The 23,911-nt window shown below is 35.4% G+C and carries 22 protein-coding genes, 1 tRNA gene and 2 pseudogenes; 10 read left to right on the forward strand and 15 right to left on the reverse strand.

The features are described from left to right. The first annotated feature begins 393 nt into the window (after window positions 1-393). From GON26_RS00870 to GON26_RS00900, 7 genes and pseudogenes are all read left to right on the forward strand, one after another. On the forward strand, window positions 394-645 hold the full coding sequence (locus tag GON26_RS00870; protein ID WP_160372851.1) for a hypothetical protein: 252 nt from the start codon (window positions 394-396) through the stop codon (window positions 643-645). Between the two features lie 115 nt (window positions 646-760). Then, complete coding sequence (locus GON26_RS00875; RefSeq protein WP_160372852.1) at window positions 761-1,198, forward strand: hypothetical protein; 438 nt, start codon at window positions 761-763, stop codon at window positions 1,196-1,198. Between the two features lie 439 nt (window positions 1,199-1,637). Then, complete coding sequence (locus GON26_RS00880; protein ID WP_160372853.1) at window positions 1,638-2,078, forward strand: KTSC domain-containing protein; 441 nt, start codon at window positions 1,638-1,640, stop codon at window positions 2,076-2,078. A gap of 259 nt (window positions 2,079-2,337) precedes the next feature. Continuing rightward, window positions 2,338-3,105, forward strand: a complete 768-nt coding sequence (locus tag GON26_RS00885; RefSeq protein ID WP_160372854.1) for a DUF4369 domain-containing protein — start codon at window positions 2,338-2,340, stop codon at window positions 3,103-3,105. A gap of 18 nt (window positions 3,106-3,123) precedes the next feature. Beyond that, window positions 3,124-3,513 (forward strand): annotated as a pseudogene (locus GON26_RS00890) (peroxiredoxin family protein); the annotation flags it as partial. A 184-nt stretch (window positions 3,514-3,697) separates the two neighbouring features. Next, window positions 3,698-3,778: transfer RNA gene (locus tag GON26_RS00895), tRNA-Tyr, on the forward strand. Window positions 3,779-4,069: 291 nt separating this feature from the next. Then, entirely contained in the window at window positions 4,070-5,377 is a 1,308-nt protein-coding gene (locus tag GON26_RS00900) for a site-specific integrase (RefSeq protein WP_160372855.1), read from the forward strand. A gap of 346 nt (window positions 5,378-5,723) precedes the next feature. On the opposite strand, the gene GON26_RS00905 is transcribed toward GON26_RS00900, so the two are convergent. The 13 genes and pseudogenes from GON26_RS00905 to GON26_RS00965 form a co-directional block, all read right to left on the reverse strand. Next, window positions 5,724-5,999, reverse strand: a complete 276-nt coding sequence (locus GON26_RS00905; RefSeq protein ID WP_160372856.1) for a MerR family transcriptional regulator — start codon at window positions 5,997-5,999, stop codon at window positions 5,724-5,726. A 343-nt stretch (window positions 6,000-6,342) separates the two neighbouring features. Further along, window positions 6,343-7,494, reverse strand: coding sequence for a hypothetical protein (locus GON26_RS00910; RefSeq protein ID WP_160372857.1), 1,152 nt, complete (start codon window positions 7,492-7,494; stop codon window positions 6,343-6,345). Between the two features lie 15 nt (window positions 7,495-7,509). Then, complete coding sequence (traN, locus tag GON26_RS00915) at window positions 7,510-8,373, reverse strand: conjugative transposon protein TraN (RefSeq protein ID WP_160372858.1); 864 nt, start codon at window positions 8,371-8,373, stop codon at window positions 7,510-7,512. 12 nt (window positions 8,374-8,385) lie between these two features. Then, window positions 8,386-9,675, reverse strand: coding sequence for a conjugative transposon protein TraM (gene traM / locus GON26_RS00920; RefSeq protein WP_160372859.1), 1,290 nt, complete (start codon window positions 9,673-9,675; stop codon window positions 8,386-8,388). Between the two features lie 4 nt (window positions 9,676-9,679). Then, entirely contained in the window at window positions 9,680-9,931 is a 252-nt protein-coding gene (locus GON26_RS00925; RefSeq protein ID WP_042565389.1) for a hypothetical protein, read from the reverse strand. Between the two features lie 6 nt (window positions 9,932-9,937). Then, complete coding sequence (gene traK / locus GON26_RS00930) at window positions 9,938-10,546, reverse strand: conjugative transposon protein TraK (protein ID WP_230407876.1); 609 nt, start codon at window positions 10,544-10,546, stop codon at window positions 9,938-9,940. Window positions 10,547-10,570: 24 nt separating this feature from the next. Continuing rightward, complete coding sequence (traJ, locus tag GON26_RS00935; RefSeq protein ID WP_160372861.1) at window positions 10,571-11,782, reverse strand: conjugative transposon protein TraJ; 1,212 nt, start codon at window positions 11,780-11,782, stop codon at window positions 10,571-10,573. A 3-nt stretch (window positions 11,783-11,785) separates the two neighbouring features. Continuing rightward, complete coding sequence (locus tag GON26_RS00940) at window positions 11,786-12,421, reverse strand: TerB family tellurite resistance protein (protein WP_160372862.1); 636 nt, start codon at window positions 12,419-12,421, stop codon at window positions 11,786-11,788. A gap of 11 nt (window positions 12,422-12,432) precedes the next feature. Beyond that, window positions 12,433-13,047 (reverse strand): hypothetical protein, encoded by a 615-nt coding sequence (locus GON26_RS00945; protein WP_160372863.1) that lies wholly within the window; start codon window positions 13,045-13,047, stop codon window positions 12,433-12,435. A 16-nt stretch (window positions 13,048-13,063) separates the two neighbouring features. Further along, the gene (locus GON26_RS00950; RefSeq protein ID WP_160372864.1) at window positions 13,064-13,747 is read right to left on the reverse strand and encodes a conjugal transfer protein TraI; all 684 of its coding nucleotides are present in this window, start codon (window positions 13,745-13,747) and stop codon (window positions 13,064-13,066) included. A 9-nt stretch (window positions 13,748-13,756) separates the two neighbouring features. Next, window positions 13,757-14,221: pseudogene (locus tag GON26_RS00955) on the reverse strand (TraG/VirB4 family ATPase); the annotation flags it as partial. 334 nt (window positions 14,222-14,555) lie between these two features. After that, window positions 14,556-14,936, reverse strand: coding sequence for a hypothetical protein (locus GON26_RS00960; RefSeq protein ID WP_160372865.1), 381 nt, complete (start codon window positions 14,934-14,936; stop codon window positions 14,556-14,558). Between the two features lie 24 nt (window positions 14,937-14,960). Further along, complete coding sequence (locus tag GON26_RS00965) at window positions 14,961-15,674, reverse strand: hypothetical protein (RefSeq protein WP_160372866.1); 714 nt, start codon at window positions 15,672-15,674, stop codon at window positions 14,961-14,963. Between the two features lie 420 nt (window positions 15,675-16,094). Between GON26_RS00965 and GON26_RS00970 the strand changes: the two genes are divergently transcribed. Both GON26_RS00970 and GON26_RS00975 read left to right on the forward strand, forming a co-directional pair. Then, complete coding sequence (locus GON26_RS00970; protein ID WP_160372867.1) at window positions 16,095-17,033, forward strand: M48 family metalloprotease; 939 nt, start codon at window positions 16,095-16,097, stop codon at window positions 17,031-17,033. Between the two features lie 137 nt (window positions 17,034-17,170). Further along, a complete protein-coding gene (locus GON26_RS00975) occupies window positions 17,171-19,198 on the forward strand; it encodes an ankyrin repeat domain-containing protein (RefSeq protein WP_160372868.1) in 2,028 nt (675 codons plus the stop codon). A gap of 610 nt (window positions 19,199-19,808) precedes the next feature. On the opposite strand, the gene GON26_RS00980 is transcribed toward GON26_RS00975, so the two are convergent. Together GON26_RS00980 and dinD are read right to left on the reverse strand one after the other, a co-directional pair. After that, a complete protein-coding gene (locus tag GON26_RS00980) occupies window positions 19,809-20,249 on the reverse strand; it encodes a hypothetical protein (RefSeq protein WP_160372869.1) in 441 nt (146 codons plus the stop codon). A 37-nt stretch (window positions 20,250-20,286) separates the two neighbouring features. Continuing rightward, window positions 20,287-21,156, reverse strand: coding sequence for a DNA damage-inducible protein D (dinD, locus tag GON26_RS00985; RefSeq protein ID WP_160372870.1), 870 nt, complete (start codon window positions 21,154-21,156; stop codon window positions 20,287-20,289). Window positions 21,157-21,390: 234 nt separating this feature from the next. Between dinD and ppsA the strand changes: the two genes are divergently transcribed. After that, window positions 21,391-23,796 carry a phosphoenolpyruvate synthase gene (ppsA, locus tag GON26_RS00990; protein ID WP_160372871.1) on the forward strand — a complete coding sequence of 802 codons (2,406 nt, stop codon included), beginning with the start codon at window positions 21,391-21,393 and terminating at the stop codon, window positions 23,794-23,796. Window positions 23,797-23,911 lie beyond the last annotated feature (115 nt).

The raw sequence follows: 23,911 nt of genomic DNA on the forward strand, positions 1-23,911 counted from the left end.
TAAAATATCTCTCGCAGATTTAGTGGATTTAGCAGATAAAAAACTTTGCGAATCTTTGCGCTAAAGTCTTTCACGCAGATTTGCACAGATTAAAGCTGATTGAAAAAGGATTTTATTTTAAAAAACTTTGCGGTAAAATTTCTCTCGAAGATTTAGTGGATTTAGCAGATAAAACCTCTGTGTCCCGATAGCTATCGGGATTGCGGAAAAACTTTGCGTCTCTCTGTGGTAAAATATCTCTCGCAGATTTTAGGGATTTTTGCAGATACAAACTTTGTGTCCCGATAGCTATCGGGATTGCGGAAAAACTTTGCGTCTCTCTGTGGTAAAATTACGACTGAACTACACATAATATTGATTAACTTTGCCACATCAATTTTAAAATAAAAAGTTATGACTAAAAGTTCACAAGAAAAAATGTTGCAAAAAGGAGTTTTTACTGGAATTATGGAGAAAGATGAAAACAACAATTATTTTTGTGGTGAATATCTTTTAGACTATAAAATGGCGCAGGCGAATCATAATGTAGGTGATTTGATTACGATTAAATCGGTTATTGAAAATCCAAGTGATATTAGCTACGATAAATACCCTAAAAAATCTAAAAATTTCGCTAAAGCTAATCTTAAGCCGGAGCAGGAATAGTTTCAGGTTTTCTTTGTTTCAGGTTTCAGGTTTTCTTTGTTTGCTTGGTCAATTCGGCTAAAGCATGATGTTAGGTTTCTTGTTGCCAAAATAGAAAAACAACTTTCTGTAAAAAATGAAAATCTCTAGAATTTTATTAGAAAACGTGTTACCGAATACACTCGGAGCAATACTATTTATTGGCTATTTTATCTTCAAAGATAACTTAACAACTCAGACAGAATTAGAAGCCTGTGAAAGATTTGAGCTTAGTAATACCGTTTATTTGATATTTGTTTTAGTTATTGGAATGCTATCAAGTTTATATCAGCTAATTATTGGTAATTGGATTCTGAGGAGAAATAAAAATAGTTTTACCTTAAATACAGTCAATAGTGTCGTGTTTGCAACGTTTTTCACTCTAGTATTAATAACTATGGAGTTTGCGAATCGGAATGAAATCGAAATGAAATTTTACGGACAGATTATCATAGCAATGTTATTTTTAGCATTATTGAATTTAGTGTTGCCAAAGTTGTGTGGAAAATTATTTGGAAACAAGTTTGCTTTTTAAAGTCTATTGTAATAAGCTTTGGCGGTGTAAGTAATTTATTTTCTAAGAGAATAAATATTCGTGTTCTGAAACTTCTAAGTTCTAATCCTGTAAGGTTTCCAAAACCTTGTAGGTATAAAATTTTAACTTGAAACACCTACAAGGTTTTGGAAATCTTACAGGAGATAATACTTCTTATGAAAAAGGGTGTCCTAGCCCTGATAGGAGTGGAAATCCTTTTATGCCGGGGTTCGGCATAAAAGATTGAAACGGATAGCAGGAAATATCTCCTGAAAAACTTTATTTTACTATTTCTCTTTCAAAAAAATCACTTATTTTTTGAATATTTTTGGGTTGAAAACTAAAAAGTTAAAAAAAAGTGTACCTTTGCAAAAAATTTGTCGATTTGAACCCATTAATATCGATTTCAAACTAATAGACAAGTAGTTACCTTTTATTTATGAAAAAAATAGTTGAATACAGAAAATTACTAAACGTAGACAAAACTGTAGAATTGAAAGAATTGAAAACCATTTATCGTAATGCGATGAAAGAATCTCATCCTGATAAATTTCAGGGAGACGAAGCTGGTTTGAAAGCTGCAGAAGAAAACAGTACGAAAATTATTGAGGCTTACCACTTTTTGGTAAGTATTAATCCTGAGACGATTAAAGCTAATTTACCTGAATATACGGAGACGATTTCGACTTGTTCAATTACGGATTATAAGTTTGTTGAAGGTCGTTTGATTATCGATTTTTCTAACGGAAGTGTTTACGAATACATTAGTGTTCCTAAAGCTACTTATGTGAAAATGGTGAACGCTGATTCTCCTGGAAGATTCGCGAAAAGACACATTTTGAACTCTTTTACCTGGAGAAAGAAAACAAATCAGGAATAGATTTGATCTAAAATATTTTTAAAAAGCATTCTGTAACAGAATGCTTTTTTTATGCCTGAAATTCTCTAAATTGTTTGTTTTGACTCGTGATAGAGGTTTAAATATTAGTTTTACATGAATATACTACAGATAAACAACTAATAATAAGCAAGATAAACCAAAAAAAACTATAACAAAATTTTAGGTAACAAAATTATCTATATTTTATATTTTTAGATACTTTTGTTGCACAAATCAATTAACTAATTAATTTTTTATAATGAAAAAAATATTTTTTTTACTTACCGCTTCTGTAGCGATCATTTCATGCAGTAAAGTTAAAGACGGAGAATACCTAATTACTGGAACTGCAAAAGGAATTGAGAACGGAAAAACAATAATCCTTCAAGGTCAGGACCCAAATACAATGGCTGTTATTGCACTTGATACAGTAAAAGTTGAAGACGGAAAATTTGAAATAAAAGGAAAAGTTACTGAACCAGCTTTTCATGCTTTAATTTTACAGGACAAACCACAGGAACCTGTTCGTTTTATCCTTGAAACTGGGGAAATTAATATTGCGGTTGACAAAGATAGTATCCATAAATCTAAAATTAGTGGTACTTATAACAATGATGAGTTTGTGAAATTTAATGAAGAACTTATCAAAACTCAAAAAAGACTGGTTGACTTTCAGAAAAAAAACACCCAAACTATGCAGGCTGCTCAACAAAAACAAGATACAGCAGTTATTAATGGTTTGATGAAGGAATTTATGGCGATTCAGACTGAAGTTCAGGCTGATTCTAAAAAGAAATATACTACTTATGCTGAAACTCACCCAAAATCATATATCACTGCTTTGATTCTTCAGGGTATGGCTGGTGATCCAAGTGCTGACCATAAAAAAGTAGAAGCTTTATACAACTCATTAGACGAGTCTGTAAAAAACTCAACTCCTGGTAAAAAAGTAAAAGAAGCAATTGGTCTGGCAAAAATGCCATCTGTAGGTGCATCTGCAACTCCTCCGGTAGGAAGTGCTAAATGAAGAGCAGATTTTTCAGCTCCAAATCCTGAGGGAAAAGTAATTTCGCTCAAGGAAAGCTTAGGAAAAGTTACCATTGTAGATTTTTGGGCTTCCTGGTGTGGACCTTGCCGAAAAGAAAATCCGAACGTTGTAGCGCTTTATAATGAGTTACACGCAAAAGGATTAAATATCATTGGGGTTTCGCTTGACAAAGAAGCCGGAGCCTGGAAAGAAGCTATTGCAAAAGATAAATTGAGCTGGACACATGTTTCTAACTTAAAATTCTGGGATGAACCAATTGCAAAACAATATCAGGTAGAATCTATTCCTGCGACTTTTATTCTTGATGCTTCGGGAAAAATTGTGGCTCAGGATTTAAGAGGTCCTGAATTGAGAGCAAAAATCTTAGAGCTTTTAGCCAAAAAATAGTTTCTTTTATAAGAAAATAAAAAAAATCTCCCTTGTGGAGATTTTTTTATTTTATTCAATACCAAGGAATTAAAAATTAATTGAAAAATAACTTAAAATTAAGTGCGATTTTAGTTTGTAAACATGAAAAACGTTTATATATTTGCAACCGCTTAGCACAACAAAGCGCATCAATACAAGCTTCGGGGAGATACTCAAGCGGCCAACGAGGGCAGACTGTAAATCTGCTGTGTGAACTTCGCAGGTTCGAATCCTGCTCTCCCCACTAAAAGGGTAAAAGAAGTAAAAAGGTCACTTTTTCAATCTTTTCAAAAACCCATAAAAAACGTGGTAAAACCTGCAAATCCAAGGATTCGCAGGTTTTTTGCTTTTATACTGCTTTTCAAATTTTTTAAAACTGCTCAAAAGTTTTGTGGCACATTCGGTGCACAATTCTATAACGCTGCAATGTGCACCAGAAAACTAAAACACACCTGTGTTTAAAGGGGTTAAGAAGGTTAACGACTTGTTTATTTGATGCTATAATTCTACATTTATTAATCTAAAACATTGAATTATGTTAGAAAACAGTTTTGGGATGGTTTTCTTTTTGAAAATTCCCCGCAATGAAAGCAAAATTAGAAACGTATATCTTAGAATTACCATTGATGGTATTCGTAAAGAAGCTTCAACCAAACGCAAATGGGAAATTTCGCGCTGGGATCAGAAATCCGAAAGGGCAATTGGTACAAAAGAAGATGCAAAGTCTTTGAACTTCTTCTTGGATGCACTGACTTTAAAAATTAATGAAGTCAAAACAGAAATGATGTACAGTGGTAAAATCATAACCGCTGAAAAAATCATGGATCATGTTTTGGGCAAAGTACAGCCAAGAGTCAAAGTGCTGGAAGAATTTCAAAAGCACAATGACCAAATGACAGCGCTTTTGGGTAAAGGATATGCTAGAGGTACACTTCAACGATTTACCATCACTAAAAATCATTTAGAAGCTTTTATTAAATTTAAGTTTAAAAAAGATGACATGGAATTTTCGGATTTAAATCTTGAATTTGTAAAAGATTTTGAGTTTTATCTTAGAACAGTTCGCGACTGCAGCAATAACACTACGCTTAAATACATTGCTAATTTCAAAAAAATTGTCATTCGTGCCATTGACAAGGAGATAATTCCTAAGGATCCATTTAAAAACTTTAAAGGCAGAAAAACCAAAATGGTAAAGAAGCCTCTTTCAACGCAGGAGTTATATGAATTGGAAAGACATTATTTTACCACAGACAGGCTAAATGTTGTTCGAGATGTATTTGTATTCCAATGTTACACTGGTCTTGCTTATATCGACGCCTATCAACTAAAAAGAAGCGAGATTAAAGAGGGTATTGACGGCAACTTATGGATCATGTCTGAGAGACAAAAAACAAATTCGACCACGAATGTCCCGCTCCTACCTCAGGCGCTTAAAATAATTGAGAAATATAAAGATCATCCGCTTTGTTTACAGCGTGGAACAGTACTACCAGTTTCTTCTAACCAGAAAATGAATGAATACCTTAAAGAAATAGCTATTCTCTGTGGTTTTCCTTTCACATTAAATACCCACATGGCTCGCCGTACATTTGGTAGTACAGTCACGTTAAACAATAATGTCCCTATCAACGTAGTTAAGGAAATGCTTGGCCACGCATCTGTAAAGCAAACCGAAGCGTACGCTATTACCGAACAGAAAACTATTGGACGAGAAATGTCATTGCTTAATAAAAAGCTAAAAAAAAATGCTGTTAAGATATCCAAAACAGACATGGCGGTACTTGGTAGATTGGAAAAAGAAATACAAGCCATAAAAAAGAAGTATAACATTTCTTCTTGATAAATAATTATAAAAAGTAATTAAACCTAAAAGAGGTTATCTCAAAATTTGAGATAACCTCTTTTTATATAGTTTAACTTCGCTCTTATAACCCGGATGATAAGACGGACTGTACTTAATATATCCTAAATCCTGCAGCTGTTTAAAGTATTTATGATAAGTCGGCAGCGTGTTAACATGCGACAGCTGCATAATCTTACTGCGGCTGACTTTTATCCTCCTCCTCTGGCCCTGCCTATACCCTAATCCCAGTATCGCTGTCAAAATTGACAGATGCCATACATTAAGTTTGGGATCATCTGTATACATCGACAAATACTTCATGATATTACTTCCTTTTAATCTCTTAGTCTTTTTCATCACTAAAAAGTTTTTGAATATCTTCTCGATTGTAATAATAAGAACCAAGCACCTTTCTAAAACGGATTTTCTGAGTTGTCCGCAGATTCTGAACTGAGCCTGCTGAAATATCAAGCAGTTTTCTCACAGACTTGCTTTTAATCCACTCTGGTTCCAAAGTTTCTTTCCGTCCAGAATCCTTATCTTTAAATAAAGCCTGTATTTTATCTACTAGAAGAAGACCAAACTGTCTCAGATCTTCCTTGGTTACAATTTCATTCATAGTACAATTTCATAAAATTATTAATTGCAGAGTCTTTAGATGTCCGCGTCAGCTGAAAACAAAAAATATACTTCACTTCCACGATTTTTTTTAAAAGATGGTCTATACTTTATATATCCATACTGATGAAGTTCCTGGACACATTTATGATACGTATTTGCTGAAGAAACTTTAGCAATAACAATAATCTCCGAGCTAAAGACAAAAATTGGATTAATAAAGCCCTTAACGGATCTAAATTGTAATAGAGCTGCATAAATGGCAATATGCATTGGACTAATCCGGTAATCATTCTCTATTGCTTTGAAAAAATCCGATAAAGGCTTTAATTTTTCCATAACTTTTAAAGTGAGGGAGTTTTTCTTTTCTTTACTTTATTATCTTTCATCCCTGAATCACCTTCATCAGAATCTAGATTTTTTTTTTGATCTTTAGATACTGATTCTTTTTGAGATTCAGCCTTTTTCTCTTCCTTACTCTCTCGATGATTAATTCTTTGTAAATTTTCATCATAAACATTAACAGTCTTAAACTGGGGATTTGCCTCCACAAACATTTTACTTTCAACACCGCTAACTACGAAAGTCGCTGACTGAAGATTTCCTTTTTTAAGGGAATTTAAAAGGTCTTCTTTATACTGCGGAGTATTGAGCTCTTTGATTGAATGTTTTGCCAGACTTGCTTCCAAATCATACCCATAATTCTGATGGTATTGGTTCAGCTTAAAATTACCATTGTCAGATTGTTTAAAGTCGATTTTCAGCCAGCAATTATAGCTCTCCCCTTCTTTGTTTTTAAGATCTTTATTGACAGATCTGCCTTCCATCAAATTATAAGCCTCTTTCATTGTAATGCTGGCGCTATCTTTGTTGATGTAGAAGGTCTGTTCCAGACCAGGTTTGTTTTCTTCTTTCTGAAGATTGACATGATAGGAATTAAAAAAGTACATATCTGTCTGCTCAGACCTTTTGAAATTTAATTCTACAGTTAAGGTATCCTTATTTGGCAGACCATTGTTCATAATGCCGGTGTGCATAATTTTAAAATCCTTATCTCCCTTCATTATGTTCTCTCGCAGTTCAGCATCGAACGTTTCTCCAAATCCAGTATATTTTAACTGGTCTTTCAGGTATTCTAAATTTTTCTCATTCATTGCGTTTTCATTTAAATTATTTTCTAAAATTTCTCTCCTATCTTTTTCCCTTTTGGCAAATCCAGTAAGTTCTATTGCTTCATTTTCGGAAGTATCTGCCCCGCTATTCAAAACTGCTCGCAAGTCGTCGATAACTGATTCAATCGGCAGGCTCTGAAAATAATTCGCATCATTGTTCATAACCAGACAGTACTCCTTCGCATCCAAGGGATTTCTAAAAAAATCAATTGTGTCGGTATCAGTCACCTCATCGGTATTAAAGGCGGCAAATCGATGGCCGTTATAAGCCATTTCCTCAGCAAATGACAGCATCATTTCAGTGTCAGCTAAATTGATTATCATAATTTATTTTAAAGCTTAAAAAGTGTCACTGCTTAATTCGGAAATCGGAAAAACCAGATTAGTCAGATTATTATTTATATCTACTTCCAAATGTCTTCCGCCGTTTTTTTCAATCATCTGAATCGTTAGATACTTATTCTCAGGTATAGTAAATTTCTCCAGCGCATAGACTTTTATTATTTCAGATTTATAAGGAATTACAGAAGACGAAGAAGTTGCATACAAAGGCTCCAATTCAATTTCCTGTGAGGCAGTTCGTTTTGATTTTCTCTTATCCCTGATGAAAAAACGAAACTGATCAATATCGTAGTTAATCTTTGATTTGTTTTCAAAAACAACACGCAGATACAAAACATTCTGCTGGATAAAAATGCCGTTCACCTCTAATCTGATCTGATACTTTGATTTTTTTAGACCACTTATTTTTTTCTTTTTTGAATACGCAGACCAGGCACACTGTTCCGTTCTTTTCTGATTTTCGTTTTCTAAAGAAAACAGCACATCCCTGCTTGCAGCCACTGCATTTTCAGCCTTAAAATTTAAATCAGGGCAGGAATCGTCATAATTCAGTACAAAAACGTACAATTTCCCGTCAGAAGTTACAACTGTCAGATTGGTCTGGAAAAAATGCTGTTTAGCAGCTTTTACAAGTAGTATATTCTCAACTCCTTTTGCTTTCTGTACAAGCACTTCTGCGCTTCCTTTATCTATACTCTTGATTTTATAAGGAAAAATAATGCTTGTGGTTTTAGAAAAACCTATTTGTAGATTTTTATACTGGTCTTCGTAAAAGACAGTTTCCCTTGCGTTTGACTGTGGATTAACTGAAATACAAACCAGCAGCAAACTGATTAAAAACAAATAATTCGCTCTTTTCATATTTTCTCTCTTTTAAGGTTTTAAATTCTTTTGTTTTTCATCATACAGCAGCACCTGATACCCTGCCTTTACAACCACTTTTATGAGTTTTACCTTTTTGCTCATAAGACTTTTGGCTGCCTCGATGCCCATACCTGCGGCCTGTGCTCCCCATGAATCCGAAATCCCGGTAAGACCGAGAGTCTGAATGGATCTGTCAGCTGATGCTTTAGCCACATCCCTGTTGATCGCTCCGGGAATATAGATGCCGTCAATCCCGTCCATATCATAGACAGCCAGCTCGACGGGAAATATCGAATTATTGTACTGGATGTTTGTGATTTTTACCTCAAGCCTCTCCCCTTTTAAAGCCGCCATACCATACAGAAAAGTATTTCTGGGTATCATTGTTCCTTGGAGAAAAATATCATTCGTAAGTCTTAATTTAACCACCGAGCCATTGACAATAGTCTGCGTCTGATGCACAACTGCTTCAATAGAATTTTGTATTTCTTCAGCAGGCTGTGCTTCGTCCAGAGAATAAAATTCATTTGTTTTCAAAGAGGTCTGCAAATCGACATTCCGATGAAGTGAGCTTATGTTATTCTCTGCTTCTTTTTTCTGCACTGAATATATTTTGCCTTTTTTGCTCTCAGATGTTTGTTTAAGCCTTTCCTGCACGCGCTGCGGATGCTGTATATCCAAAATATTTTCCAGCATACCGCCTAACTGCTGAAGTTCTGGATCAGGTTCCTGGGTCGTGCTCATCGTCGACATTAGCCCTTCAAGTTTTTTAATCTCTTCCGATTCTCCACGAGAAGTGCCGTAATTTTCAAATTCCCTCATGTCCTGACCGTAAGCAGGGACAGCAGGCTGGCTGATTATGTTTTCAAGAGCCCTCAGCTTCTCATAAACTTTCTGTTCATTGCGGTCCTGAAAAGACTGAGAATTAAAAGCTGATCTGTTTTTTGGAAGCATGCGGGATTCAAAATCACTTGTGGAAAAAGAATCTGCTTTATCTTCCGAGACTTTATTATCAATATAGTTAGGATCTTTTTTTATCTGCTCTCGCAGTTTTATCGAATCAACTGCCGCCTGATCGTAATAGCTCATCTTATCCAATGCTGAGTCTTCTTTAAATTTAGGCAGCGGCAGATTAAAATTGAATCCTTTCCTTTCATCGTTACCTGCCATCTTGGATTCCATTCTTCCGCCGCCTAATGAATAAAATAAGAATGTCAAAAATGGAAATGTTATAAGAGGCAGCATTAAAAGCATCTTTCTCTTTTTAGACTCCTTTGGAGATAATGTTTTCTCTTGCATAATTTTAGTTTTTTAAATTGATTGTCTTAATTTTTGAAGCTGTTGAAACCTCAGCTTGTTTATAAAATGTCCTATACAGGTTATAAATTAAGTAACCCGATGTTAAAACCGTAAAGAACAGAAGTCCCCAGATCAGTTTTGTTTTAGAGAGACCATCTGTAACTCTCTTCATTTTTTCTGCCCATCTTTTCTGCAATAGCAGATAATACTTGTGATACACAAAAGGCTCAGTCTGTCTTGTAAAAAAGGATTTCATAAATCTCTATTTTCTGGTTTCTGCGGAAAGATCTTTGTTTTCAATCGTATTAAACCGCTCGATAAGAAAACCATGCGGATTATTATCGCTTCTTGATACATTGCGAAGCGCACCTTCTGTAAGCAGGCTTCTTTTCAAAATACTGGTAGTACGGATAATGTTCTGTCTGGCATAACATCTAAAATGGTACGGATATTCACGGATATCAATGCTTACGCTATCAATCTGGATGCTCTGGCTGATATTTCCTGATATAATACCCGAATAAAAATTGTTTTCCTTCAGGTCATCATAAATCCGTTTTGCACTGTCGTCTGCCAGATATAGGGCTTTTGTGATATTGGTTTTAATGACCTTATCATCAGGATCAAGGGTAAAGAAAAACTTGTGAAAGGTTTTCACATGGTCCCTTGCTTCAACAGCGATATTATCTTTTCTTTCCGAAGCGTAAGCTTCCAGCGCTTTACCGTTTGCCAGAATATATACTTTATCCTGCATAAGGCTCACTGTCTGGAAACTTTTATAAACAGCATAGCAGCTTATTATGATGCAGCCTGCAATTACAAGCATCGTGAAACCTCTCACATATCTAAATGCCGTATCAATGTTTTTCATTTTGGTAAACATATGCTCCTGTTATTAAGTCTGCTTAGAATTTCCTTTAAGCCTGTCATTCATATAGTTTCCTTTATCAGTAAAATAAGGACTGCTTCCTGCTGTCGCAGCCATGCTACTGGTCATTCTCCGATCCGCATCTCCCATCGCATCAGCAGTCATTCCAACCGCATTTGAAGAGGTTCTCATAACAGAACTAGCTGAATTTCCAAACATGCTTGTCACCTTATGACCCAAGGCTCCTCCTCCGCCTGCATGAACTATATAATTGGCAACAGAAGGCACGGTAAAATATCCTATGATACCTATTATCATGAAAATTAAATATGACATATCGGTCCTGCTGAAAAAAGTGTCACCTGTTGCCTGCACCTGCGAGAGGTCCAGCTTGAGCATGAGTTCCTGAATCTTTCCTATAATACTTCCAAATATATTGGCAACAGGAAGCCACAGGTAAATATTGATATATCGGGCAAGCCAGACCGTGAGCGTGTGCTGGAAGCCGTCAAATACTGCGATTCCAAATACCAGTGGACCTAAAATGGAAAGCACCACGAGCTGAAAGGTCCGAAGGGTGTCAATGCATAAGGCGGCCGCTTCAAACAAAACCCTCAGCACCTCGCTCAGCCATTCCTTGACCGAATTTCGAAAACTGTAAGAAGCTTTTTCCATCGCAAATTTGACATCATTGCCTATGCCTGCGAGCATGCTCTCATCCGATGGATCAGCACCGTCATGCGTATACTTATACCATCTGTCACGATCACCCGTACCTGCAGTCCCGACATACATCTTCCATGGATCGGTTTCTTTAATTGCTTTTTCTTTCTCTTTAAGCAGAACAGCAACTGCATTGTTAGAGCCTGTTACCATAGCTGCAGTAGCTGTAACAGTTGGTTTCATAACTCCGTTAATAAGTGCCAGAACCGACGGAAAAATCATAATGCAGAATCCTAGTACAAAGGGACGGAAGAGTGGATAAAAATCGATAGGTTCTGCACTTGCAATATGCCTCCACACGCGTGAGGCGATGTACCATATAGTTCCAAAGCCTGCTAGTCCCTGCCCTACAGCAATTAGGTTAGAACACAATGGCATCATTTCATCATAAAGCTGGTCTAAGACCCCATGAAGACTACTCATATCATCACCAAGTCCCTGAGCCATGATCCTGAATGGAAACAATAATACCATAAGCACCGCTGATACTACTTTTTTATTTAATAACATCTTCATTCTTTAGTCTTTAAATGTCTGTAATCCTCTTGACGCGTAAACATCATTTTTCTCCCTTGCCCGCTGTAGAGCCAGCACGTTCGACGTGTTATTAAAGTTTCTGAGAAAAAGCAGTTTATCCTGCATCTGCTCATAGATATCGTCAACTGCCTTTAGTCTTTCGTCGTCCGACATCCTGAGCTTATCTGCTGTTATGATCATCGTAAGTTCATCGAGATTTCTCAGGCTCTGATTAAGCAGGTTTCCGTAAACTTTCTCAAAGTAATTTATTTCCTGTCCGCTGAAATTTCCGTTTTTTATAAATCGGTTCATTCCGTTGCGGCTTTCCTTGACTATTGAAATCTGATATTCTACTATCTCTGCTACCCTTTTGTAATTCTTTACCGCTGGACTTACCTGCATAAGCGCATCTAGAAAAGTTTTATGCAGGCTGAAGTTTCCTTCAGTCATATCTTTCACCGTTTTGTATCCACCTGAAAGCAGCTCATATCCCTTTTTCATATCACTGAGAATTTTCTTGAACTGGGATAGCTTTTCGATATTCAAAATCAGCTGCTGAATTTCTGCTGACTGCCCCATTGATTTAACTGGGATCATTAACAAAGTGATCAATATTGTCACAATCAAAATCTTTTTCATAGTAGCTTAATTTATAATCCATATAATTCATCAACATTCTTAGAATCCTTTTTATCGGCAGATTTTGAAACCGACAGCAGTCCGGCATCCCTGCTGAAAGAAAGACAGAAATTATAATCCTCCAGCATAGTTTTGTGCAGAAGATCAATGCGCTCAAGCCTCTGGTCATCTTTTAGCTCTAGTTCTGCATCGGTGGTAATAACAAGCAGCTGGTCAAGAGTCTGGCTGCAGTTCTGAAGAAGTTTCTCAAAAGACCTCTCTATATAGTCCAGTTCATTACCATGAAACAAATCAACAGTCTTAAGATCTGACAAAGTCTTTCTACAGAGTTTCATTATTTTAAACTGCATGGAAATGATCTCAACAGTTTTATAATAATTCCGAACCTTTGGATTGATTTTTAAAAGTGAAGTAAAATAGTCACCATGCAGGTTGACTTCACCTTTTCTCGCATCCCCAATAAAATTGAGTCCCTTTGATACTGCCGAATATCCTTTCTTTGCATAGTCAATATAAACCTGAATTGCCGCTATTTGAAGGATTAGTTCCTTCCTCTGCTTTGCCTGCCCGCTCATACTTTGATTAAAAACACAGAGCGCTACTAGTAGTACAGCTATCTTTTTCATATTTTTTTTTATTGAATTATGGAATTCCGTAAAATTGTTTCACTTGGTTTACATCTGCTTCTGTTTTGGCCCTCTGAAGACTCAGCAGTATGTTCTGCTGGTTAAACATTGTAAGGTCGTCGTAGTTCCCATCAATCTGATCAGCAGCCTTGTTGATGATTTCAAGACGTTTGAGATCGCTCATCTGGGTGGCAAAAGAATCCAGAATCAAAAAAATATGGTCGATATTCTTCACACTTTCCTCGAGTATTCCTGTATATACGCGCTCCATATACTGGATTTCGCCGTCTTTAAAATGGGTATCCTGCTTGAAAAGATTCCAAGCTCTTTCATATTCCTGAACAAGCTGTGTCTGCTTTTTGGTAATCTCTCTTATCCTCTGATAGTAGGTAATAATTGACTTTACTTTTGCGAGTTCTTCATAGTAGCCTTTGTAAAGATCTTTCTGTTTCTGAGTCCAGTCCGAGATCTCATCGAGCTTCAATTTGGAAAGTACATTTTCCACCTGCTTCTGTGCATTCTGAAGCCAGATCGTTTTATTCTGTAGCCGCTGGATTCTCAGGTCAATGGCTTTAATCACCTTTTTCGTAACAGCTTTTACAATTTCCAGTATCGGCAATACCGCAACTTTTTCCGCAGGTCTTGCCGAGGTGCCGACTAGCAGCAGGCAGACCATCAAGACTATTAATTTCTTTTTCATTATTCCTTTTCATTTAATTCTATTTCTCATATCCTGAGCCATTGCGGCTATTCCTTTCTTTATGTCCCCGCCAAACTTCTTCGCATAGGCATTCATTTTCACTTTCTCGCTTTCCTCTGTTGTATAAGCTAAGTATTCCTCCAGCGAAACTTCGGTTCTATAGACCTTTGAAAGCATCCCTCCCAGAGAGATAAACACTTCTTTGTATTTCCTGGCTGGATCATTGGCTTTATTTACAGAAAGTACAAGTGCCTTTTCTTTGTCTGTAAGTCCAAGCAGCTCCTGAATCTGGTCAAACTTATTCTGATATTTGCTCTGGTCCAGAAGGATCTTGCAGTCGCTGTTGTTGATAATTGCCTGCTTGACCACTGGCGAAGAAATAATATCCTCTACCTCCTGCGTGACCACTATCGCTTCCCCGAAGAATTTACGCACAGTCTTAAATAAATATTTTATATAATCCGCCGGGGCTTCAGGCTATATAAATGATAGCAGGCAGCAGTATTCAGATAGTACCGAGCAGCAGGGTTCGGTCTACCTAAATTCCAAGTTTGAGGCATTAATGAATGAATTCAAGAACTAAATACAAACGAATAGTCAAAAACTGGGATCACTCCATTTCTAAAATATAAAAGAAGACCGCCAAAGTCTTCTTTTATATTCAAGGAGCGGGATTTATGTTATAAATCGTAGTGATAATATGCACTGCCGAAAGCTTCGCTTGCCCCTTTATAATCAGTTATGCAGAAATTTAAAATTGTCATGTAAAATTGTCCGTGATTTGCCATTGCATAACTTTCCTGTAATTTTATCCCTCTTCATATTGCTTTAGTTTTTCCACAAATTCTGTATTCATTTCTTTAGTTTTTACATCCTCTTTTGCTTTTGAAATTGTTTGGATCAGCCCTGAAACAGATTTTAAAATGTCAGCATCTGCTGCATTATTTTGAAGTTGATCTAAAATTACATACCCCCCGATAACTGAAGCATGTTTGCAGTTAGCCTTTAAGGAAGCAATCATTACCTTTTCAGTGAATTTTTCCAATTGTTGGTCCGTGTATTCAGATTCCAAGTTTTTCATTTCCCTCTCTAACTCATCCCTAGATAACGATGCTAATTTTTCTTCGACTGTTTTCAAATATTCTTCCAGCCATTCACTGGCATCTTTCTTTAATTCTTTTCTATCCATTGTATTTATTTGTTATTCTTTAATTTAGCTTGATGTACTGCTTTTTTGAACTTCGGTCATTTTCTCTTTAATGGATTCTTTAAGTCCTTTAACCGCATCATAAAAACCTGTCCCTTTTATTAGCTTGATGAGCTCATCATTTAATGAATCGAGGTAATTCCCTTTGAGAGAATATTTAAACTCGTCCTTATTCTCCGACTCTTGATAAACAGCATAAACAATTGCTGTGTAACGGCTTATTAAAATATGGAGCTCACCTAAAAATTCTTGATTTTTGGTAATGATATCGTAATAAATATGCTGCAGCTCCCTTTCGCTAAACTCTATAAAATCTTTATTTAAACCATACTTTTTCCTGATTAATGAGGTTATTCCCAGAAAGGAAATGATATCTCCCCTTCCACCACACTTTTGCTGCATACAAAAACAATTCTCAAAACCAACATCAGCATCCTTCAGGAATTCCTTTATATACAACGTTTGAAAAACACAGCCTGAAATGAGTCCCAGCAGCGCAAATGAAGTTTTATCATCATCCTGCAGCAATACTTCATATTGGATCGAAGGAAGCATCCTCACTCCTCCTTCCCATTTATGCTCGGAAATTGCAATTGCATGATAATTCGCCCACAGGTCATCAACGAAAAAATCAGGACTGTCTTCAATTTCTATAAGGTCAATACACAAATGTCCTATCTCATGCCATAAAACACGTTCTAAATCAGTTCTAATTTCCATATGATGATATTTAAGGTGACTAATATAAGAATTTTACGCTATTCGCCTGTAAAATGAACTAAACGCTTCAAAAGCAATGTACAGAATGGAAAGTAATAAAATCCTAATCTCAGTTCTTCATGGTTTCTAATACAGCGAATTAAGTTCTTAATACGGGCAGAAAAATAATAAAATCAGTTGATAATTTTTCTCAGTTATAAGCATGACAACTTTGCAAAATAATCAGGTATTTATACCTACTTGTACTCCCATTTTAATTTCTAAATTTATTTCAATTTTAAAAAGCCATTTTAAACAACTGATTATCTACCAAATACAGGACTAAAAATATTTATAGTTTAATAAAACAGCTCTTAATATTAAAATTTTCCACGGAATCTTAAAATTGTAATTCACGATAATTATTATAAAATGTCAGCTATGAAAATAAAAAAGAAATTACCTTGGAGCCTATTACTATTTTTCTCCAGTTGCTGCATAATTTCAGCACAAGAATTATTCGTAAGAGATGGCTATTGCTCCTATTCAGCAGAAACTGAATCAAATGGGGATATTTATACTTTTTCTTCGGATGAAGAAGCAAATAAAGCAGTCGAACGAATATTAAAATACACAGGTTTAAAAAAGAACTTCACCATAAAAGCTGCGAATGTAAACAATGCTGAAGCCTCAATTATGGGTAACACTCGTTACATTCTATACAATCAAGATTTTATGTTAAGAGTTAAAAAAGTTACCCATACGGATTGGGCTGCTATCAGCATAATGGCCCATGAAATAGGACATCACTTGCAGGGGCATACTTTACTGAATGGTGGCAGCAGGCCTAATATTGAATTAGAAGCAGATAAATATTCAGGTTTTATATTACAAAAGATGGGAGCAACTCTAGAACAGGCAAAAGCAGCAATATTATCTATTGCCAGTGAGCAAGGTTCTGATACACACCCTGGAAAAACAGCCAGGGTAGCAGCGATTACAAATGGCTGGATTGAAGCCAGGGATTTGACTTCTCCACCTGACACTGATAAAACCCCAGATACTGATCCCGTGCACCAACCTGCAGATACCTCATCAAGACTGCCAAGTACCCCAACCCCAGCAGTATTTTATGTTTCTAGATGCGTATTTGCCAATGATCCAACAGCCTATTATGTAACAAACACAAATATAATCATAACCATAAACCAATTCGGACAGGTCGCAGTTGTTGGCCAAAAACTTCCTCCAACATTTCCAAATTTTGCTTGGATGTACCAGACAGCATACACTACTTATGGTGTAGCTCCTAACGGATTCATTTTTGGAAGCTACCCTAACGGCACATTAATGCAAGTCGGTTATGTAACGAATCCTTAAAACAGAAAAAAATACCAAACCATTTATTTTAAAGTTTGTCCTTAAAATGTTTACAGCTTTTTTTAAGATTAAATAACCGCTGCATAACTAAATTGAAAAATAAATATAATCAAGCATAGACTAAGCAAATCAATAATATGAAAAAAGAACTACATTTATTTTATTTAATTCTTTTCTTTACACTATCGCAATCATATTCCTGCCGCGCCGCAGAATTTCCATGGTTTAATATTAAAGGATTCGAAGGTTGGGTTGAATACACTACAAACATATCCGCAGAAAGGCGAATTAATGTTTTGCCAAAATTGTTCGGACCTTCAGGAATAGGAGAATTTGGCGGGGCTAATGTTGATATGTCTAAGCTCATCAGTATTAAGAGTAACGGAGATCTTGTAATTAAATATCTTGTACTTTCATCTCCCTCAAAATTGCCTGCAAACTTCAAAGAAGATGTTGCACGAAGTATAATCCAGTCTGGATTCAACCCCACAGGATTTAATGCTAATTCACTCCACGATTATCAAATAGTAATTCCAAAGATTACAAATATTGTTGCTACATTGATTGTTGACGGAGTAGCAGTCAGAACTGCATCCTTAGGTAATACCTTTACCTCATCCGAGTTTATTGGAGAATTTCGTTTCAACCAGGATGATGATAACTATGCCGCCATTTATAACGGAGATTTCAAAATTGTACTTGAATACAAATTTCCCTATCAAAACTTCAGCAGCCTCAGCCTAAAGTTAAGCCAATCATCGCTCACAAATATTAAAGTTGATGTTTTTCGTGAAGTAATACGAAAAGCAAAGAGCAGTGGCAGTAAAATGTGGTTTATAGATACTCGCAAGCAAACTATTAAAACTATAGAAAAAGAAAGAATTTCTACAACAGCCAGTTCCACTTTTAGCAGCAACGTAGATATTGTACTTAGAGATCCTGATGAAACAATACTAGCACAATTGGAATCGCTTCTAGGATATCAGCAAATTAGCAAAGCTGAATTACTAAACAGACATCAACAACTACAAACAATTGCATTGGCAAGCGGAAATCTAAAACTGGGAGAACTAAGCGAAAAATATATTAAAGCACTAAATAGCAATGATGAGCCAGGTCAGATCGATATCCTAGCTTCTCTTGCCGCGCTTCAAAAAGGCGACATCCTTTCTTTTTTTGCATCTGGAGTTTCTGTAATGCAAAATTCTTCAAGTACAAACTATACCTATACCGCCTCGGTAGAAACAAGTATTAATACAGAATCTTCAGATTTTTATACCACTACAGTAATTAAAACAATTGATTATAATTATCATGTTGAAATTACAGATTTTCCATATCTAAAGTTCGCTATACAAAATGCAGAAAATACTAAAATAGTAGAAGTATTTGGAAGCCCTACTCCATCTATTCTGCAAATTAATGATGCGCTTTTAAACTCTGTAGAGACCAATAATCTAATAAATTTGAAGTATTCAATTTTAAAAGGTGGAGATCCAAATTTTAGGGAACCCGTTGATTATAATCCTTTGCTTAACATTGCTATATTAAGAAACAGGGCAAAATTAGTTTCTGAATTACTTATCAGTGGAGCAAATCCTAATTTAGATAACCGACACGGAGAAAATGCTATTTTACTTGCAGAGAATAGTGCAAATCTAGAAATCAAAACTTTGGTATCTAATTACAAAAATAGAAGCGGTGTCACAAACTTAAAAATAAACTTAGACAATAGATTTTCTATAAGTGACATTTCATTAAATTTAAACGGCAGAGTTGTTGGATATAAACCAAAATATGATCCTGAAAAATTTACTTGGTCTATCGAAAACATAAAGGAGTATCCTGCGCTGTACAATATGAATGCAATTATAACTATATGGACAATTGTAAAGCCTGAGCAAAATAATCAAATACAGCATAATAAATTCATATCAGCTGGATTTATTTCTAATTATTCTAATTCTGGATATACTTATACCAAGCAGCTAACTCTTTTTGATCGGATAAAAATTATAAACGGCGGATCAAATACGTACAACTATCAGTTTTACTTTGACCCGATAAATTTCAGCATGACAGAAATTAATGGCAAGTCAGCGGATGCATACAAACCAGTTCAAAACCCTCCACTTTCTGATGTTATGTTTAACTTCGAAAAATAAATGTAATCTTAAATACTGTGATTATTATTTTACGGTTAGAGGTGATTTATTAAATGCTAGCATTAAAGGGATAATAGACTTTGAATACAGAAATACATATTGCGAATTTCACTTCCAGAAATTCGTTTGTACTATTAAGTAATATAAAATGCTTTTAAACTACATATAAAATACAAATTAATAGATCATTACCAAGGGCAGAGACGATACTTTGAGTTTTGTAGCAAAATCGTGGCTCACGGTGTTTTTGAAAACTAGAAAGTCAACAGAATAAGGTGCTGACGAGTTTAGGTTCGAATATATTATACCATAAATGTTTCTGTAGTTTGAATCAACGGAAACTGGCTTTCAAACATAAAATATAATTACTACCCAAAAGTTAATTTCACTTCCAGAAACTAACTGTATAGTATTGCATAGAATAAAATGTATTTGAGGTACAAATAAGATACAATTTGAAGAAGTACAATTAGAGCCACAAAATCAAATTGCACAAAGGTTTGTGGCAAAATCTTGGAAGATGTATTTTAAACAATTAGAAACGCAGCAAATTTAAAACTAGTAAGTTAGCTTCTGCTAAGTTCTAATTTAAAATGGTTGATTATTAACACTATTTCAACTCTTTTAATGCGCCTTCCAGTTTATATTTTTCCCGAACATAGTCTTCTTCTAATGAGTCAATAGTCTGCTGTAAAGATGGATCATAGTGCTTAATACCCCCAGCAAACTGTTTAGTGAATTTTACTTTTTCCTTCAATAGGTTAAGTTGCTTCTGAGCATCTTCTATACATGTATTCATATATTCCCGCTCATCCTGAGGGCGAGATTCTATTTGTTCTTTCTGCTCATCAATGATCATTTGTGCGGATTTAATTATACTGTCTGATTCTTTGTTCAATGCAAACCACTTTCTAAGAAGGTTATTATTGATTCCAGAGACATCATCTAAATCCGTCTCTAGAGCATTTTCATCTGTACCCGCCCAATCTTTTTGCTGGCAGCAATATAACAGTATAGCAATACCAGCCAGTATGTAAAACTTTGTTTTCATATAATTTCTTATTTAATTTCTCTTGTGATATTTTCAATTACAAAACAGTTTTATTCTTACTGCTTTTTCTGGTTTTCAATTCTTTGTCTTTGTTGTTTGCCAATTTGATAGTACTAGCAACAGGAAAATCTTCTGGTAAAATCGAAATTCTTTCTTCAATTACTTTACGAGTTTTTAATCCAACAGCAAAATGAATACTATTGGCTTCAACAATATCATTAACTTTGTCGTTTTTGAGCTTTTCTGTGGTTTGAGTAACACGAAATAAATTCACTGCCAATTCTGTATTTTCCATATGGTCGAGAATGTTTTCATTGGGATTAAGACCTCTAATCTCTCGTATGGCTTTTACATCCAGACCTCCATAAAGTCCTCTATATCCATGGTTTTGAAAAAAGGCATAATCTGCAGGGGTAACAATACCAGCTTTTCGTGCGGCTCCTGCTAGCTGAAGATTTCTCTTAGCCAGTTCTTTACGAAGAAAATATCTTCGCTCTTTTACTATTTTAAAATTTTTACTTTTTTGCTGTTGGTTCAATTCCTGCAGACGAGCTTGTGTTGCAAAATAGGCTTGTCCAAGCGCTACAGGTTTTAAAGCAGGATCTGCATTTTGAATTATAAGATAACAGCCATATCGTGATAATTTTGCATCATCCCCATTCCTTTGTAAATCACTCTCAACTGATTTTATTGCACTAAAATCTTTAAAATGTAATGCTGTCTCCTGACCTGTATTAATACAGGAAGCCTTTGCCTTATCCAACACTTCAATAAATGAACTATACCTGGAATACCCTAGCAATTTTGCAAGATCCTTGGCACTCCAATACTCATTACCAGCCTTATCTGTTTTTTTGAGTTTCTCAAATATCGATATGCTTTTGCTTTGTGATTTATTTGCTTTCATTGCACTTTTTATTTAAAATCTGAGATTATTTTCTAAACTTATTTTAAATCATCTTAGCTAGACTCTAAGACAGCAAATATCATTTAATATTTTAAGCAGAAAAATGATTTGTATCACCTTATAAAAAAACTATAAATATCAAAAGATGATCACAATCATTTTTAATTTTTACGTGTCCAACTATCTTTAAAATAAATTAAAAGCCATAAAAAGAGAGATTTAAAAGAAATGAAAATGGAAAAATATATTTTAAAGTTTAGTGAGATCGGAATTAACGATATTAATAAAGTAGGTGGCAAAAATGCTTCTCTGGGAGAGATGTACAATAATCTTAGTCCTCATGGTATTAGAGTTTCCAATGGTTTTGCCATAACAACAACTGCCTACAAAGATTTTATAGAATACAATCATTTAAGTTTTACTCTAAACGAATTAATGCAACTTTTGGATAAGAAAGACTTTATCAACTTAACTGAAATTGGTGAGAAAGCGAGAAAGCTGCTACTTGATGCAAAATTTCCCTTAGATCTTCAAACCGAAATTTCAGACGCCTACTCCTGTTTATGTGAAGACAAAGATCTGGCAGTTGCCGTTAGAAGCAGTGCCACTGCAGAAGATCTTGTCAATGCAAGCTTTGCTGGACAACACGATTCATTTCTAAATATTAAAGGTACAATGCCGCTGATTTATGCCGTAAAATGCTGTTTTGCGTCACTCTATACAGACAGAGCCATTAAATACAGATTTGACAAAGGTTTTGATCACGACAAAATATTTCTTTCTGTTGGTATTCAGCAAATGGTCCGCTCTGATTTAGCTTGTTCCGGTATCGGATTTACACTGGAACCCGAATCGGGATTCCTTGATGTGATTCATATTGCAGGGACCTGGGGTCTAGGTGAAACAATCGTACAAGGTATCGTAACTCCTGATGAATTTCTTGTATTTAAAAGATCCATTAAAAACAATAAAAAGGCTATTTTGCAGAAAAATCTCGGAGCAAAAAATAAGATGCTCATTTACAATGATAATTCTTCCGGTACTAATTCAACTGTTCTAAAAATTACGCCCCGAAAATGGTGCAACAAATTTGTCCTTGACGACTCCGAAATTGAAAAACTCGCCAGATGGGCCCTTATTATAGAAGAACATTATAATAAACCAATGGATTTTGAATGGGCGAAGGATGGCTTAAATGGAGAGCTTTATATTATTCAGGCCAGACCAGAAACGGTACATTCCCTCTTAAAACCACTATCAATTACTACTTATAAATTAGAAAAAAAAGGAGTAGCATTTGTTCAGGGCGAGGCTGTTGGAAACCGTATAATTTGTGGTGCTGCAAGAATTCTTGTATCGCCAAAAGACGCTTCAAAACTCCAAAGTGGAGAAATTCTGGTTACTAATTTTACCAGCCCGGATTGGGATCCTATCCTAAAAAAAGTGGCTGGAATCATTACCAATAAAGGCGGACGAACAAGTCATGCCTCTATAGTAGCCAGAGAAATGGGAACACCAGCCATTGTGGGAACCGGTAATGCCACTGAAATTATTAAAGATGGGGATCTTATTACCCTGAGCTGTGCAGAAGGAAAAACCGGTTATGTCTATAAAGGTAAATTAAAATACCTGCAAACAACTGTGCCACTCAACAAAATAAAGCTCCCTCAAAAACCAAAAGTACAGCTGATAGTTTCTGAACCCGAGAAAGCATTTGATTTATCATTTTATCCAAATGATGGCATAGGCTTACTCAGACTTGAATTTATTATAAGCCACAAAGTGAAGATACATCCTATGGCGCAGATTCATCCGGAAAAAGTACTTGATGCTGATCAAAGTTTAGCGATAGCAGCACTCACACAAAACTATAGTAGTAAGCCAAATTATCTCATCGAAAAACTCTCACAAGGTGTAGCCACAATAGCGGCAGCCTTTTATCCCAAAGAAGTCATCGTCAGAATGAGTGATTTTAAAAGCAATGAATATTCTCAACTTCTCGGAGGCTCTTTTTTTGAGCCTCACGAAGAAAATCCAATGCTTGGTTTTCGTGGCGCTTCCCGTTACTATCATGAAAAATATCGCGAAGGATTCAGGCTTGAATGTGAAGCGATGAAAATAGTTCGGGATGAAATGGGACTTACCAATGTAAAACTCATGATTCCATTTTGTCGTACGCCCGAAGAAGGAAAAAAAGTGATCGCTCTAATGGAAGAATACGGTTTAAAACAGCGTAATAATGGTCTTGAAATATATGTTATGGCAGAGCTTCCATCAAACATATTACTGGCTCAAGAGTTTGCTGAAATTTTTGATGGTTTTTCTATCGGTTCCAATGATCTAACACAGCTTACTTTAGGCATCGACAGAGATTCTGAATTAATTGCAGATCTTTTTGATGAACAAAATCCAGCTTCAAAACAATTCATACTCCAAATGATAAATACCGCTGTGAAAATGGGTAAGAAAATTGGCCTTTGCGGACAGGCGCCAAGTGATTCAGCAGATTTTACAAAATTTTTAGTTATGGCAGGAATCGATAGTATTTCTTTTAATGCTGATGCTCTAATAAATGGTATTAAAAATATCAATACATCAACACTTTCTCTAAAGTTCAAAAGAGGTGCTTCTATACATTAAGAGAACTTTTTGAATCATAAATTAAAGAATGAAACCAGTAGATAAAAACAACAAGACAAAACATTGATTATCAAAAACATTTCGCGATATTTGTTATACCAAAAATCGATTGTGA

The organism is Flavobacterium hydrocarbonoxydans, from assembly GCF_009789235.1.
GTDB lineage: Bacteria > Bacteroidota > Bacteroidia > Flavobacteriales > Flavobacteriaceae > Flavobacterium > Flavobacterium hydrocarbonoxydans.